General features: G+C 70.8%; 14 protein-coding genes. 5 read left to right on the forward strand and 9 right to left on the reverse strand.

Annotated features, from left to right (window positions below; translation table 11 throughout):
• Position 1 precedes the first annotated feature (1 nt).
• The 7 genes from ACTOQ3_RS17760 to ACTOQ3_RS17790 all read right to left on the reverse strand — a co-directional run bounded on the left by ACTOQ3_RS17760 (position 2) and on the right by ACTOQ3_RS17790 (position 5,537).
• A complete protein-coding gene (locus ACTOQ3_RS17760; protein ID WP_440084491.1) occupies positions 2-676 on the reverse strand; it encodes a hypothetical protein in 675 nt (224 codons plus the stop codon).
• Positions 677-891: 215 nt separating this feature from the next.
• Positions 892-1,392, reverse strand: coding sequence for a GNAT family N-acetyltransferase (locus ACTOQ3_RS17765; protein WP_440084492.1), 501 nt, complete (start codon positions 1,390-1,392; stop codon positions 892-894).
• 217 nt (positions 1,393-1,609) lie between these two features.
• A complete protein-coding gene (locus ACTOQ3_RS17770) occupies positions 1,610-2,203 on the reverse strand; it encodes a bifunctional 4-hydroxy-2-oxoglutarate aldolase/2-dehydro-3-deoxy-phosphogluconate aldolase (protein ID WP_440084493.1) in 594 nt (197 codons plus the stop codon).
• On the reverse strand, positions 2,200-3,168 hold the full coding sequence (locus tag ACTOQ3_RS17775; RefSeq protein ID WP_440084494.1) for a sugar kinase: 969 nt from the start codon (positions 3,166-3,168) through the stop codon (positions 2,200-2,202). The genes ACTOQ3_RS17770 and ACTOQ3_RS17775 overlap by 4 nt, the downstream gene beginning before the upstream one ends.
• Before the next feature lie 159 nt (positions 3,169-3,327).
• The gene (gene dgoD / locus ACTOQ3_RS17780) at positions 3,328-4,473 is read right to left on the reverse strand and encodes a galactonate dehydratase (RefSeq protein WP_440084495.1); all 1,146 of its coding nucleotides are present in this window, start codon (positions 4,471-4,473) and stop codon (positions 3,328-3,330) included.
• An 82-nt stretch (positions 4,474-4,555) separates the two neighbouring features.
• Positions 4,556-5,266, reverse strand: a complete 711-nt coding sequence (locus tag ACTOQ3_RS17785) for a FadR/GntR family transcriptional regulator (protein WP_440084496.1) — start codon at positions 5,264-5,266, stop codon at positions 4,556-4,558.
• 34 nt (positions 5,267-5,300) lie between these two features.
• Complete coding sequence (locus ACTOQ3_RS17790; RefSeq protein ID WP_440084497.1) at positions 5,301-5,537, reverse strand: hypothetical protein; 237 nt, start codon at positions 5,535-5,537, stop codon at positions 5,301-5,303.
• Positions 5,538-5,800: 263 nt separating this feature from the next.
• Here ACTOQ3_RS17790 and ACTOQ3_RS17795 point away from each other — a divergent pair, with 263 nt between their 5' ends.
• Genes ACTOQ3_RS17795 through ACTOQ3_RS17805 form a run of 3 tightly spaced genes read left to right on the forward strand, consistent with a single transcriptional unit; the run spans position 5,801 to position 8,863 of the window.
• Entirely contained in the window at positions 5,801-7,120 is a 1,320-nt protein-coding gene (locus tag ACTOQ3_RS17795) for an ABC transporter substrate-binding protein (RefSeq protein WP_440084498.1), read from the forward strand.
• 1 nt (position 7,121) lies between these two features.
• Positions 7,122-8,042 carry a carbohydrate ABC transporter permease gene (locus tag ACTOQ3_RS17800; protein ID WP_440084499.1) on the forward strand — a complete coding sequence of 307 codons (921 nt, stop codon included), beginning with the start codon at positions 7,122-7,124 and terminating at the stop codon, positions 8,040-8,042.
• On the forward strand, positions 8,039-8,863 hold the full coding sequence (locus ACTOQ3_RS17805; RefSeq protein WP_440069227.1) for a carbohydrate ABC transporter permease: 825 nt from the start codon (positions 8,039-8,041) through the stop codon (positions 8,861-8,863). Before ACTOQ3_RS17800 ends, ACTOQ3_RS17805 begins: the two co-directional genes overlap by 4 nt.
• Positions 8,864-9,115: 252 nt before the next feature.
• On the opposite strand, the gene ACTOQ3_RS17810 is transcribed toward ACTOQ3_RS17805, so the two are convergent.
• Positions 9,116-10,441 carry an extracellular catalytic domain type 1 short-chain-length polyhydroxyalkanoate depolymerase gene (locus tag ACTOQ3_RS17810; RefSeq protein WP_440084500.1) on the reverse strand — a complete coding sequence of 442 codons (1,326 nt, stop codon included), beginning with the start codon at positions 10,439-10,441 and terminating at the stop codon, positions 9,116-9,118.
• 344 nt (positions 10,442-10,785) lie between these two features.
• On the reverse strand, positions 10,786-11,925 hold the full coding sequence (locus ACTOQ3_RS17815) for a xylan 1,4-beta-xylosidase (RefSeq protein WP_440084501.1): 1,140 nt from the start codon (positions 11,923-11,925) through the stop codon (positions 10,786-10,788).
• Positions 11,926-11,935: 10 nt separating this feature from the next.
• Between ACTOQ3_RS17815 and ACTOQ3_RS17820 the strand changes: the two genes are divergently transcribed.
• The gene (locus ACTOQ3_RS17820) at positions 11,936-12,175 is read left to right on the forward strand and encodes a hypothetical protein (protein ID WP_440084502.1); all 240 of its coding nucleotides are present in this window, start codon (positions 11,936-11,938) and stop codon (positions 12,173-12,175) included.
• 391 nt (positions 12,176-12,566) lie between these two features.
• Complete coding sequence (locus tag ACTOQ3_RS17825; RefSeq protein ID WP_440084503.1) at positions 12,567-13,163, forward strand: CHRD domain-containing protein; 597 nt, start codon at positions 12,567-12,569, stop codon at positions 13,161-13,163.
• Positions 13,164-13,507 lie beyond the last annotated feature (344 nt).

Below are 13,507 nucleotides of genomic sequence, written 5' to 3' on the forward strand. Positions count from 1 at the left end.
GCTACCACTCCAGGGTGTGGATCTTCTTGGCGGACAGGTCGACGACCATCCGGCTGGTGTCCAGCCAGGTGCCGTCGGGCAGCCGGACGAACAGCCGCAGGCACCGGTGGACCTCGCACTGCCCGGCGGGGCCGCTCTCGCCGAACGGGGTGAAGATCAGCCCGCGCAGCCCCAGGTCCGCCGCCGACCTCAGCCGGCCGCCCCCGGCCCTGGCGTACGCGTCGCGCGTGATCTTGCCGTATCCCGGGTGGGACAGCAGGAGACCGGCGGCCGTCGTCTCCTCCTCCTTCGACGGCGGCGGCTGCACCCCCCGCGCCACGGTCTCCCGCACGATCGCGCCGCGGCCGAGGTCGACGGTCCGCACGATGAGCCTGTCGTTGCCGTAGTCGTAGAGGTACGCGTCGGCGCGGCGGCGGTCGGAGGAGTCCTTGTCGTCGTCGCGCTCCACGTAGAGCAGCTTGATCCGCCCGGCGGCCATGTGCGATCTGGACCCCGCCGACGCGATCGTGGTGGCCTGGGCGACCTCCTGGCCGGTCAGCGGGTCCTCCCGCGCGGGCATCTGCAGGGTGGACCTCGCGGCCTGGGATCCCTGCTCGCCGGAGAGGAACAGCACCGCCCCGGCGACGACGGCCACCCCCGCCCCCGCGACCGTCATCACCATCAGTCTTCGCCCCATGAACGCCCTCTTTACTCACCGTTGACTTTTCATTGCGAAGAGTAGCGATCGGGGAGTGTCCCGGCGGGTCCAAAGGCGTATTGCACTTTTGGTTTATCTTGTTGGCGTTAATGGATTTTTGTCCGCATTCTGGACCCGGGGGCCGGGGCGGGCCGGGACCTTCCCAGGCGGGTCAGGGAAGGCGTTCCGCGCCTTTCACCTGCGGCGGGGGCACCTCACCCGCCCGCGGGAAGCGCGTCCGGCAGGAGGTCCCACTCCTCCCAGGAGATCTCCCTGCCCGGCCAGCGCACCGAGGCGTACGGCCACGCCTCGTCCAGCCAGGCGCGGACCACCGGCTCCAGCTCCTCCTCCAGGCCCGTGCCCTCCTCGTCGGCCCGTACCCAGAACGACACGTCGGCGTCGGCCCCGCGCTTCTCCGGAGGATCGACGTAGACGCAGCCGAGCAGGCGGGACCCGCCGGGACTCATGACCGCGTAGTTGAAAGACCTGCGCAGCAGGGCCTCCTTCTGGTGCCAGGCCAGGTCGATCAGGTTGTCCTCCAGCGTCATGTCGCCGGGCGGCCAGCCCCACAGCGGGAAGCGCTCCCGCAGCCGGGCCGCGCTGCTCATCACGGCGTCGAAGTCGCGCACCGCGTCGTGAATCGTGATGGGCCGGATGTGGAACCTCACGTGCTCCACACCGGCGGGGATCTCATGGGTTCTCGGGAGGAACGGCATGCGGACCAGGCTGGCGCACCCGCCTTGGCACCCGCTGAACGCTCCCTTGCCTGAACGCCCGCTTGCCCGGCCGCCGCGGACGGTGCCGTCACCGTGGAGGGTCCGGAGCCGGTCGGCGGTGTCGCGGCCTCACGGCCGGACCCGCGCCCGGCCCCGGTACCGAAGTCCTCGACGCCGAGACAGCGGCCGGTCAAGGACGGTACGGGGTTCGACCCGATCAGCCCGTGCCGCCGAGCCCGGCCAGGAGGCCGGCCAGCTCGGCGGTGCTCGCCCGGGTGAGGGCGTCGCCCATGCCGACGGCGATCGCCCCCGCGCGGATCCACTCCGGCGCGTCCTGTACGGTCACCCCGCCCGTCGGCATGAAGGGCACCTGGCCGAGGGCGCGGGACAGGTCGCCGAAGGCTGCCAGGCCGATCCCGGACGCGGGGTAGAGCTTGACGACGTCCGCGCCGAAACTCATCGCGGTCAGCGCCTCGGTGGGGGTGAAGGCCCCGGGCATGGCGGCGGCCCCGCCGCGGTGCGCGGCCTCGATGACGGCGCGGTCGACATTGGGCGCGACGACGAAGCGGGCACCGGCCTCGATCGCCTCCTCCGTCGCCCGCGCCGTGAGCACGGTCCCGGCGCCCACCACGGCGTCCGGCCACGCGCCGGTCAGCTCGTGGATGAGCCGCAGCGCGCCGGGGGTGGTCATGGTGATCTCGATGAGCCGCACACCCGCGGCCAGCACCTCGGTCGCGGCGGCGCGCGCCTCGTCCTCGCTCCGCTTGCGGATGATCCCCACCAGCCGATGGGATCTGACCAGGTCGATCATCGATCGAATCCTCCCTGTCCTGAAACGAAGGCGTCGTACTCGTGCGAGCGGGGGAATCCCTCGTAGTCGCCCCGGTGGGCCACCACCTGGGCGGCGGTCCACGACCCGGTCCGCAGGGCGTCGGCGAAGGAGCGGCCCCGGAGCAGCTCGAACAGGTAGCCCGCGGTGAACGCGTCCCCCGCTCCGACGGTGTCGACGACGGCCGGGGCCGGGTGGGCGGGCAGGTCGACCGGCTCACCGCCCCGCTCGGCGGCGACGCACCCGCGCTCGCCGCGACGGATCACGACCCGGGGGACGCCGAGGTCGGTCAGGGCGCTCAGCGCGTCCGCGCAGGTGGTGGTCGCGCTGATGGCGAGCGCCTCGTCCTCGCCCAGGAGCAGGTCGTCGACGTCCGGCAGCAGCGTGCGGCAGGCCGCCGCGGCCTCTTCGAGCGTCCACAGCTTGCGGCGGATGTTCGGGTCGAAGCTCACCGGCACCCCGTGGTCGCGGGCCAGGCCGACGAGGGTGCGCACGGCCTCGGCGGGCCCCTCGCCGAGGGCGAGCGTGACGCCCGTGACGTGGACGCGGCGGGCCGCCGCGACGAGCTCGCCGGGCACGTCGGCGCCGGTCAGCTCGGTCGCGGCGGATCCGGCCCGGTAGTAGTACACGTTCGTGAGATGCGGGCCGAGCACCTCCTTGACCATCATCCCCGTCGGGGACCCGCCCGTCTTCACGTGGCCGACGTCCACACCCTCCCCGCGCAGGGTGCGGTGGACCTCCACGCCGAAGGGATCGGGGCCGACCCGCGAGATCATCGCGGGCCGCGCGCCGAGCCTGGCCAGGCCGATGGCGACGTTCGCCTCCGCCCCGGCTATCGACTTGGCGAGGCAGGACGCGCTGTCGAGGCGCTGTCCCTGCACGTACAGGCTGACGAGCGTCTCTCCGAGGGTGAGGATGTCGGATACCTGGGCGTCAGGCATTCGCATGGCATTCGTCCTTGTGGTCGGTGTGGAACGCGGAGACGGTGAGCCGCCGGGTCACCGCTCCGGAGGCGGGTACGGTCCCGCGCCGGTCGGGTCGAGCGCGGAGCCGGGCCTCGGCTCGACGCGGACGCCGGCGCGGCGGGACCGGGGCGAGCCGGTCGGTCACCATTCGGCGAACGAGCCGTCGTCGTGGTGCCAGACCGGGTTGCGCCAGGCGTGGCCGGTACGGTCGGCGCGGCGGACCGCCCGCTCGTCCACGGTGATGCCCAGACCTGGGGCGTCCATCCGGCGCAGGTGCCCGTCGACGAAACGGAACGGCTCGGGGTCGACGACGTAGTCGAGGAGGTCCGCCCCCTCGTGGTAGTGGATGCCGACGCTCTGTTCCTGGATGAGGAAGTTGGGCGTGGCGAAGGCGACCTGCGCGCTCGCGGCCAGGGCGATCGGGCCGAGCGGGCAGTGCGGCGCGAGGAGGGCCCCGTAGGTCTCGGCGAGGGCCGCGATGCGGCGTACCTCGGAGATGCCGCCCGCGTGGGAGAGGTCCGGCTGCACCACGGCGACACCGGCCCGCAGCGGTTCGAGGAACTCGGCGCGGCCGTACAGCCGCTCGCCGGTGGCGATCGGGATCGGCGAGCAGGTGACGACGTCGTGCAGGGCGTGACCCTGCTCGGGAAGCAGCGGCTCCTCCGCGAACAGCGGCCGCAGCGCCGCGAGTTCGGGGAGGATGCGGCGGACCGCCGCCGCGCCCGCCCGGCCGTGGAAGTCCACGGCCACGTCGCGCTCGTCGCCGAGCACCTCCCTGGCGGCGGCGAGCCGTCGCACCACGTCGTCGATCTCGGCCGAGGTGGGCAGCGGGGAGAGGCGGCCGCCGGCGTTCATCTTGACCGCGGTGAAACCCGCCTCGACCTGGGCGGCGATCTCCGCCGCCACCTCACCGGGCTCGTCGCCGCCCACCCAGGAGTACACCCGGACGCGGTCGCGCACCGGGCCGCCGAGCAGCGCGTGGACCGGGGCGCCGTACGCCTGCCCCGCGATGTCCCACAGCGCCTGGTCGAGGCCCGCGACGGCGCTGGAGAGCACGGGGCCGCCCCGGTAGAAGCCGCCCTTGGTGAGCACCTGCCAGTGGTGCTCGATCCGCAGGGGATCCTCGCCGACGAGATATCCGGCGAGCACCTCCACCGCCGCCCGCACCACCTCGGCGCGGCCCTCGACGACCGGCTCGCCCCAGCCGACGATGCCCTCGTCGGTCTCCACGCGGCAGAAGAGCCAGCGCGGCGGGACGAGGAAGGTCTCGACTCGCTCGATCTTCACTGCGCTTCCTTCACGTCTTGCGAGTCCTGGGGGTTCCCCGGCCTCCGGGTGGAGGCCGGGAGCTTCGAGTCCTGCGAGGTCCTCACTGGTCTTCCTTCGATCGGCGGATCCTGGCCACGTCGTGCACGGCCTTGGCCAGCAGCTCTCGCATGGCGCGTTCGGCGGCGTCCGGGTCGCGGTCGTGGATCGCCTCGACCACCGCCCGGTGGCTGGGCACCGGGTCGTCGTGGTGCTCGCCGCCGTGCACGAGGCGGTCCCGTTCGGCCAGGCCGGTCTCGATGACGATCTCCATCCGCTCCAGCAGCTCGTTGTGCGTGGCGGCGAGCAGCGCGCGGTGGAAGCGCAGGTCGGCGGCGACGGCCGCGACGGGGTCGCCGTCGGCGGCGGCCATCGCGTCGAGCGCCGCGTCCAGGGCGGCGAGGTCCGCCTCCGTGGCCCTGTCGCCGGCCAGCCGGGCGGCGGCCGGCTCCACGATGGTGCGTACCTCGTGCAGCTCGTCCAGCAGCCGGGGGTCGGTGTGCTCGTCGAACTGCCAGCGGATCACATCGCCGTCGAGCAGGTTCCAGTCGGTGCGCGGCCGCACGAAGGTGCCGCGCCGCTGCCGGGCGTCGACGATGCCCTTGGCGGAGAGCACCTTGAGTGCCTCGCGCAGTGCGGTGAGGCTCACACCCAGCTCCTCCTGCAGAGCCACGATGTTGAGCGTCTCGCCCTCGGCGATCCCGCCGCTGAGGATTCGCCGTGCGACGATCTCGACGGTCTGCCCGTGGACGCCGCGATGTGCGTACCGTGCCAAGGTTTTCGCGCCTTCCCTGTTGGTGATCGATGTTTCAGGCCGAGGCTTTCACCGCGGTCCGGCCGCCGTCCACAACGGGACCGGCGACGGTCGCGTGAGCCGCGTCCGGCGGCGCGAGGAACGCGACGGCGGCGACCACCGCGACCGCCGCGGCCCCGCGGGTCTCGTCCCGGACGCCGGCGGCCACGGACGGTGATCGCCCGCCGGGGGGCCGGATCTCGTCCGCGAGGACCGTCGTGTCGCGGGCGTCCAGCACGTCCGGCGGCCCCACCGCGGCACCACGGCGGCTCCCTCGGCGGCGGGACGCCGGGCGCTCGCCGTCCCGGTGCCCGCCGAGACCTCTGTGACCAGCTTGATCTTCTCCGGAAGCCGGTTCATGACCATCCTCCCGTCGCTCCGCCGATCTCAGTTAAATCATTAATTATGAAATATATTGACAGTCGATGAGGGCCGATGCAACCTTCTGCTCACGACGTTCACATGACCGACACAAAGCGAATGTCACGTAACGTGTCGACGAAGGAGGGAACACCCTTGAGCGACTTCGACCCCGGTCGCCGCCGGTTCCTCGGGCAGATGGGGCTCGCCGGCCTGGGCGCGCTCGGTGCCGCCGGGCTGGCGAGCGGCTGCGCCACCTCCGCGACGAAGCCCGCCGCGACGGCGGCCGCCACCTCGTCCGTCGCCACCCCGGCCGGGCCGGTCACCCTCCAGTCCAACCTCTCCTCGCCGCAGGCCAAGGCGGCGATGCAGAAGGTCGTCGACGGGTTCAACGCGCTGGGCAAGGGGACGGCGACGCTCAACACGGTCGCCTCGGAGACCTACCGCACCCAGTTGCCGACCTACCTCACCTCGGCCAACCCGCCCGACCTCTACACCTGGTACGCGGGCTCGGTCGCCAACAACTACGCCGACAAGGACCTGCTGCTCGACGTTTCCGACGTGTGGGGCTCGATGGGCGACTACCCCGCGGCGCTGCGCGAGCTGTCCACCGACGGCGAGGGCAAGCAGGTCTTCGTGCCGATGAACAACTACTGGTGGGGCTTCTTCTACCGCAAGTCCAACTTCGCCAAGTGGGGCGTGCGGGAGCCGAAGACCTGGGCCGAGTTCCTCACCCTGTGCGAGACGCTGAAGAGTAAGGGGATCCCGCCGATCGGCATCGGCCTGGGCGACACCCCGTGGGTGGCCTCCATCTGGTTCGACTACCTCAACATCCGGATCAACGGGGCCGGCTTCCACCGGGAGCTGCTCGCGGGCGAGCAGCGCTTCGACGACCCCAAGGTGAAGGCCGTTTTCGCCAGGTGGCGCGAGGCGCTGCCCTACTTCGACCCGAAGGGCAAGGCGTACCCGTTCCAGGAGGCGACCACCGCCCTGCTCGGGGGCAAGACCGGGATGTTCCTCATCGGCACCTTCTTCGCCGACGCCGCCCCCAAGGACGCCCTCGACGACCTGGACTTCTTCCGGTTCCCCATCATCGATCCCGGGGTGCCGATCGTCGAGGAGGCGCCGACCGACGGCTTCTTCGCCAGCGCGAGGTCGGCGAACCCGGCCGGGGCCAAGGCCCTGCTCACCTACCTGGCCTCGGCCGAGGCGCAGGAGCTCTACATCTCGAGCAGCTCCGGCATCGTGCTCCCGGCCAACCCCAGGGCCAAGGCGGCCGACTCGCCGCTCGTCGCCAAGGGCAAGGCGATGCTGGACGAGGCCGCGGACCTCACCCAGTTCTTCAACCGCGACTCCAGCGACGCCCTGCAGCCGACCGCCGACACGGCGCTGACCAGGTTCATGGACGAGCCGGACGAGATCGACACCATCCTGAGCGAATGGCAGACGGCCGCGCAGAAGGTCTTCAAGGGCTGACGTGGCGGCCACCCCCTTGCAGGCGACCCCGGCCGGACCGGCGAAGCGGCGGCGATCGGTTCAGCGCCTGTCTCCGCTGCTCGCGGTGTTCGTCCTGGTGCCCTTCGTGGTGGAGAGCGTCTGGGTCTTCTGGCCCGCGGCGCAGGGCCTCTACCTGTCGCTGACGCGCTGGGACGGGCTCACCCCGCCCGAGTTCGTCGGCCTGGCCAACTTCACCGAGCTCGCCGGCGATCCGATCTTCCGGGGTGCGCTCGGCAACACCGTGCTGTGGCTGGTGCTCTTCGGCGGCCTCTCCGTGCTCGGCGGCTTCGGCATGGCGTTGCTGCTGCAGCGCGACCGGCGGGGCGTCGGCTTCTACCGGGCGGCGCTGTTCACGCCGGTCGTCTTCTCGCTGGTCGTGACCGCGCTGGTGTGGCGGGTCTTCTACCAGCCGGACGGGCTGGCCGACCAGGTCCTCGCCGCGGTCGGGCTGGAGCACCTGAGCCGCCCCTGGCTCGCCGACCCGGACACCGCGCTCTACGCGGTGATCCTGCCCGCCCTCTGGCGGCAGATCGGCTACGTCATGGTGCTCTACCTAGCCGGACTCAAGGCGATCGACCCGGCCCTGTACGAGGCGGCCAAGGTGGACGGGGCCGGGGGCTGGCAGCGGCTCAGGAACGTCACCCTCCCGCAGCTGCGCGGGGTCAACGCCGTCGTGCTCTCGGTGATCGTCATCGACTCGCTGCGCTCCTTCGACATCGTCTGGGCGCTCACCAGGGGCGGGCCGTACCACTCGTCCGAGCTGCTGAGCACCTACATGTACTCGGCGGCGTTCCAGAGCCTGCGCCTCGGTTACGGCTCGGCCATCGCGGTGGTCATCTTCGCGCTCGCGCTCGTCGTGATCCTCGGTTACCTGGTCCGTGCGTTCCGGGAGGAATCATGACAAGAGGACTTCGGACCGGTGCCTTCCACGGGGGCATGACGCTGCTGTCGCTGCTCTGGTTGTCACCGATCATCTGGGTGGTGCTCACCTCGCTGCGCACCTTCGACGACGTGGCCGCCAACGGCGTGGGCAGCCTGCCCCGCTCGTTCACGTTCGACACCTACCGCCAGGCGTGGAGCGACGGCGGCCAGCTCCAGTCGCTGGTCAACAGCTTCCTGGTGACCGTGCCCGCGGTGGCGTTGAGCCTGCTGCTCGCGGCGATGGCGGCGTTCGCGCTGGGCCGCTACCGCATCCCGTTCCGCCGCACGCTGCTGCTGGTCATGCTCGCGGGCAACCTGCTGCCGCCGCAGATCCTGCTCATCCCGGTCTCCAAGTTCGCCGAGCTCACCGGCACGTACGACACGCTCGCCGCGCTGGTCGCCGTCCACGTCGCGTTCGGCCTCGGCTTCTACACCTTCGTCCTGCACGGTTTCATGCGCGAGCTGCCCGCCGCGATCCAGGAGGCGGCCACCATCGACGGCGCGGGCGTCGCGCAGGTCTTCTGGCGCATCGTGCTGCCGCTGACCAGGCCCGCGCTGGCCGCGCTCGGTGCGCTCTCCTTCACCTGGATCTTCAACGACCTGCTGTGGGCGATCACGGTGCTGCGTACGGACACCAGGATGCCGGTCACCCCGGCGCTGCTCGGGCTGCAGGGCCAGTTCGTCTCCTCCTGGAACGTCATCGCGGCCGGCACGATCATCGCCGCGGTGCCGACGCTGCTGGTGTTCCTGCGGTTCCAGCGGCACTTCATCTCGGGCCTCGCGATCGGAGCGGTCAAGTGACGCGGCGCGCCCGTTCGGCGGCCCCGGCCCGGTGGCGGAGACGGTCGGCGGCATCCGCGGGGTGAGCCGGCGTACGAGAACGCGACCGCTCCCGCGCCCGTCTCGCCGGCCTTCTCCGGGGTTTCCCGCGGAGGCCGGCGACAGGCCCGCCACCGGCCGGCGGGCCTGTCGCCGGGAGAAGCGGGAAGACCTGTTCCACCCGGGGCCGAGACCGGGATGGTCCGAGGTGTTTCCCGTTCGTGTCCGGGGTGGTCAGCTACAGGGCGAGCCGTTGAGGGTGAACGAGCCGGGGGCGGCGTTGGTGCCGCTGTAGGAGGCGTTGAAACCGATCCCGGCGGACTGCCCGGGGTTCAGGGTGCCGTTGTAGGGGACGTTGCGGCCGGTCACGACCTGGCCGGACTGTGTCCAGGTGGCGCTCCAGCCCTGGGTGACCTGCTGGTTCCCGGGGAAGGTGAACCTCAGCTCCCAGCCGTTGATCGCCGAGGTGCCGGTGTTGGTGACGGACAGGTTGGCGGTGAAACCGGTGTTCCAGCTGTTGGCGCTGTAGGTCACCCGGCAGGAGGAGGTACCGGGCGTGGGGGTTGGAGTGGGCGTGGGGGTGGGTGTGGGGGTTGGAGTGGGTGTGGGAGTCGGTGTGGGAGTGGGCGTGGGGGTGGGGCCGGAGGTGTCCAGGCCGAAGAACTGGATCGCGGACTCGGCCATCCCGCTCTGCGGCAGGTTGTGCCCGACACCCGGCAGGCTGTAGGACTCGACCTTGACGGTGCCCGTGGAGTCGGCGTAGCGGCTGCGGTTCCAGCCCGCCCGGGGGGTGTCGGTGGAGGTCGGCGTCTGGCTCAGGCCGTGGACGTTGGTCCACTGCTTGACCGCCTCACCCAGGTTCGGATAGCGCAGGGTGGAGTCCTCGGTGCCGTGCCACAGCTGGACGCGGGGCCGGGCGCCGGTGTATCCGGGGTAGGCCGCCCGTACCAGGTTGCCCCACTCCTGGGGGGTTTTCACGATCGTGCCGTTGGCGCACTCGCTGTTCCACCCCGAGGGGCTCGCGAAGCAGCCGAAGGGCACGCCCATGAAGGCCGCTCCGGCCTGGAACACGTCCGGGTACAGGCCCAGCATGACCTCGGTCATCATCGCGCCGGAGGAGGCGCCGGTCACGTAGATCCGCGAGGAGTTCGCGGTGTAACGCTGCTGGACGTAGGTCACCATGGACATGAGCCCGACCGGGTCGCTCCCGCCGCCGCGCCTGAGCGCCTCGGGGGAGGAGACGTCGAAACAGTTCCCGCTGCGGGTGGCCGACGGGTAGATCACGATGAATCCGTACCGGTCGGCCAGCGAGGCGAACTGGGTGCCGGAGTGGAAGGCCGGGCCGGAACCGGTGCAGTAGTGCACCGCCAGCAGGATGGGGGGCCGGGGCGCCATCCGATCCGGGACGTAGAGGTGCATCCGCAGGTTGCTGGGGTTCGTCCCGAAGCCGGTGACCTCCACCAGGGAGGCGGAGGACGCCGAGGACGCTACCGAGGTCGTCAGCGCCAGGCCGAGCAGGAGGGGAAGGGCCGCGCACACCGCGCGCAGGGCCGTTCTCATCCGGCCGCTCCCCGGTCCAGGTCGGGCCCGGCGTGGAACATCGCTGTCGGACATCGTCGATCTCCTCTTGGCCACGGCCGATCGCCGGGGCCCCCCGACCGTCGCGGCCCCGGCGCTCGACGCCTCACACCTGTCGCCGAAAGTTAAAGTTGTTCGCCGAAATTTTCAATCACCGGCGTGCGGGTACGGACGCGGCTCCGGCTCCCGCTCTCTCCCCCTGCCATTTCCTCGCAGGTGAAGGACGCGGCCGATGCCGGAACCGGCGAGGGTGTCCCCGCACGGTCTGATGAAAGTTTCCATGCCCGGCCGGCGGCCGGCTCCATCGAGCCGGGCCGCCGAGGGGGTCAGCGGTCGCTCCACCTGATCTCGTAGGGCCGGAGGGTGAACTCCCTGCCGTCCACGGTCGTGGTGGTCTCCGCCTTGGTGGTGTTGACCATCAGCAGCTTCTTCGGCTGGGCCAGCACCCGGATCCCGGGAACGGAGGAGGTGACCTTCTCCAGCTCGGCCCCCGCCGGGAACCAGGTGGTGAAGTCGCTCACCAGCTTGCCGGTGGGAAGCATGGCACCGGTCTTCGGATCCCACATGCACCCCTGGCAGCCCTTCACGGACTGCGGGTTCCAGTACAGCGCCGTGGCGGCGCCGCTCTCGGCGAACTCGATCATCGAGGCGGCCTGGACGGCGAGTCGCATCGGCTCGGGCCAGGTGGTCTTGTCCTCGGGGACGAAGTACCACTCCGCCCACCAGACCGGCATGTCACCGGTCCTTTCCCGCAGCCAGGTGGTGACCGCGCCGAACTTGCTCAGCGCTCCGAACGCGTCGGGCAGCATCTCGTGCGCGTCGGTCAGCGAGGCGCCGTCGACCACGACGAAGTCGGCGCCCTTCTTGTTCTCGAACCAGTACTCGAAGGCGTCCAGGGCGTTCTGGTTGACGACCCCCCACGGCCCGCGCAGCTCGGACCTGCCGGTCCTGTTGCTGTCGAAGCCGAGGTAGGGCCCGCCGACCTGGGCGTCGGGCCGGACCGCCTTCACCGCGTCGTAGACCTTGTTGTAGAGCGTGGTGTAGCCCTTGAAGTCCGCGGGCTTGGAGTGGTCCTTCCAGAAGCCCTTGAACTCGTTCCAGACCATGAAGTACTTGACGTCGCGGTACTTGGTGGCGACGGTCGCCGACAGCTTGGCGAAGTCGTCGAAGTGCTTGGGGTAGGGGGCGTCCTCGAGGTGCTCGTCCCAGCCCGCGTCCGAGGTCGGGCCCTCGGGGCCGCCCTTCATCCAGTCGGGGGCGCAGCAGAGCGTGATGACCTGCGTGCCGCCGGACTTCCTCATGAGGTTCGTCCGGCTGTCGAGGTCCTCCCAGAAGAACTCCTGCGGGCGAGGCTGGGGGTTGAGCGCCCCGAACCCCATGATGTGCTGGTTCTGCAGCATCGGGGTCCGCGCGAGTGCCCCGGCCACGACCTGCTCGAACTGCTCGGTGACGTTGTTGGCGCTCACCCCCGTGTGGGTGAACCCCCAGCGGGGCCACGCGGGGTCGACCGGCGGCGCCTTCCGGATCGTGGTGGCCGGCGCCGGCGCCGCCGGTGAGGCGGCGGCCGACTGCCGTACGACGGGAACCGCCTGGTCGGCGGTGTCACCGGAGGAACAGCTCGCCGCCACGAGAGCCAGCGCGACGACCCCCGCCGCCGAGGCGATCGCCCGAACGGGACGCCGCCATGTGGATCCCCAGCTACCTGATGACACCTGATTCCCACCCGATCTTCAGCATTCGCTTTGCACCGAGCGTTCCACAGGCGATGTAAGAGCGTCGTACAGGAACGCGGCTCACCGGCAAGTGTCCCAGCCGACCTGCGAAAACGTCCCCCGGGGTCCCGGGCTCCGCGAGCGGCGCGCCGCCCGAGATCCGGCCTGAGCCGTCCCCTTCATGTGGTCTGTCCGGCTTCATGGCGCCCCGGTCGGCAGAGGTGGGTGAGTTTGAGGGGATTTAGAGGACATTGTGTGACTTCAGCCACCCTTGCGACATGTGTGGATTTGTACGCATAACAAAGGCGACTGACTGCCTAGAGTCTGCGGTGTCCAGAAAAACGGTCTGCGGTGTCAGGGAAAAACGGCACGGCGAAAATAAGGCGGAGGCCCTCATGAATGCTCGCGAACAGCTCGGCAACGGACGTATCTCCTGGAAGCTCGCGATGAGCCGCGCGGCGGTGGGCGCGGCGACCGTGGCGCTGGCCGCCGGTGCGCTGGCGGTGCCCGCCGAGGCGGCGGCCGCGCCCGCCGCCTCGATCACCGGCGCGGCGACCGGCCAGGCGTCCCAGGCCGTCCAGACCGTCCAGACCGTCCAGGCCAGGAAGTACTACTTCGCCGCCGGGCTCCTGGGCAGGAACGAGGTCCCTGAGCCGGGCAAGAAGGTCAACGACCGGGACGGTGTGGCCATCGCGAAGTTCCGCATCCACGGGAACCGTTTCTACTACTTCGTCCAGTGGAAGCGGACCGACAAGCCCAGCGCCTTCCACATCCACAAGGGCAAGGCGGGCAAGAACGGCCCCGTCGTCATCGACCTGCTGTCCAACGGCAAGATCCGCGGCAACACGAGCTTCGGCTCCGTCGTCGTCAAGGACTCCAGCCTGCTCAAGGGCATCAAGAGCAACCCGAGGAACTGGTACGCCAACCTGCACACCAAGCAGTTCCCCGACGGCGCGGTCCGCGGCCAGCTCACCAAGGGCGGTCGCTGGTAACCCACCGGCGTCCGGAGGCCGGCGAGCGGACGGCGAGGCGGCGTCATCGGACCGCGTACGAGTCGGGCCGTGAGGGCGGGAACGCGCCGCGGCCGGCTCGGCGGGGTCGCGAAGTCCAGCGGTGAGAACGACATATCGACTTTGGCGCGGTGGAACGGCGCCTGAAGCTCCTGGGTGTGCCGGGCGTGATCGGAACGATCACCCCGGCTACCAGGAGCTTTTCTGTGTCATGGGTCTGGGTCATGGGGCGAGTGCCGGTCTCTCGACCACGCGGGGACCGGCTCGCCGTCCCGCGGCGGACGCCCGGCGGGCCGTCGCCGTGGAGGTGCTCGGGGGGACGACTA

Source organism: Streptosporangium sp. LJ11, assembly GCF_051918945.1.
Lineage (GTDB): Bacteria > Actinomycetota > Actinomycetes > Streptosporangiales > Streptosporangiaceae > Streptosporangium.

What these genes read in the sequence shown, in the direction of transcription:
- ACTOQ3_RS17760 (WP_440084491.1), bottom strand. Translation starts at nt 676, where the DNA reads ATGGGGCGAAGACTGATGGTGATGACGGTCGCGGGGGCGGGGGTGGCC.
- ACTOQ3_RS17765 (WP_440084492.1), bottom strand. Translation starts at nt 1,392, where the DNA reads ATGCCGTTCCTCCCGAGAACCCATGAGATCCCCGCCGGTGTGGAGCAC.
- ACTOQ3_RS17770 (WP_440084493.1), bottom strand. Translation starts at nt 2,203, where the DNA reads ATGATCGACCTGGTCAGATCCCATCGGCTGGTGGGGATCATCCGCAAG.
- ACTOQ3_RS17775 (WP_440084494.1), bottom strand. Translation starts at nt 3,168, where the DNA reads ATGCGAATGCCTGACGCCCAGGTATCCGACATCCTCACCCTCGGAGAG.
- ACTOQ3_RS17805 (WP_440069227.1), top strand. Translation starts at nt 8,039, where the DNA reads ATGACAAGAGGACTTCGGACCGGTGCCTTCCACGGGGGCATGACGCTG.
- ACTOQ3_RS17810 (WP_440084500.1), bottom strand. Translation starts at nt 10,441, where the DNA reads ATGAGAACGGCCCTGCGCGCGGTGTGCGCGGCCCTTCCCCTCCTGCTC.
- ACTOQ3_RS17825 (WP_440084503.1), top strand. Translation starts at nt 12,567, where the DNA reads ATGAATGCTCGCGAACAGCTCGGCAACGGACGTATCTCCTGGAAGCTC.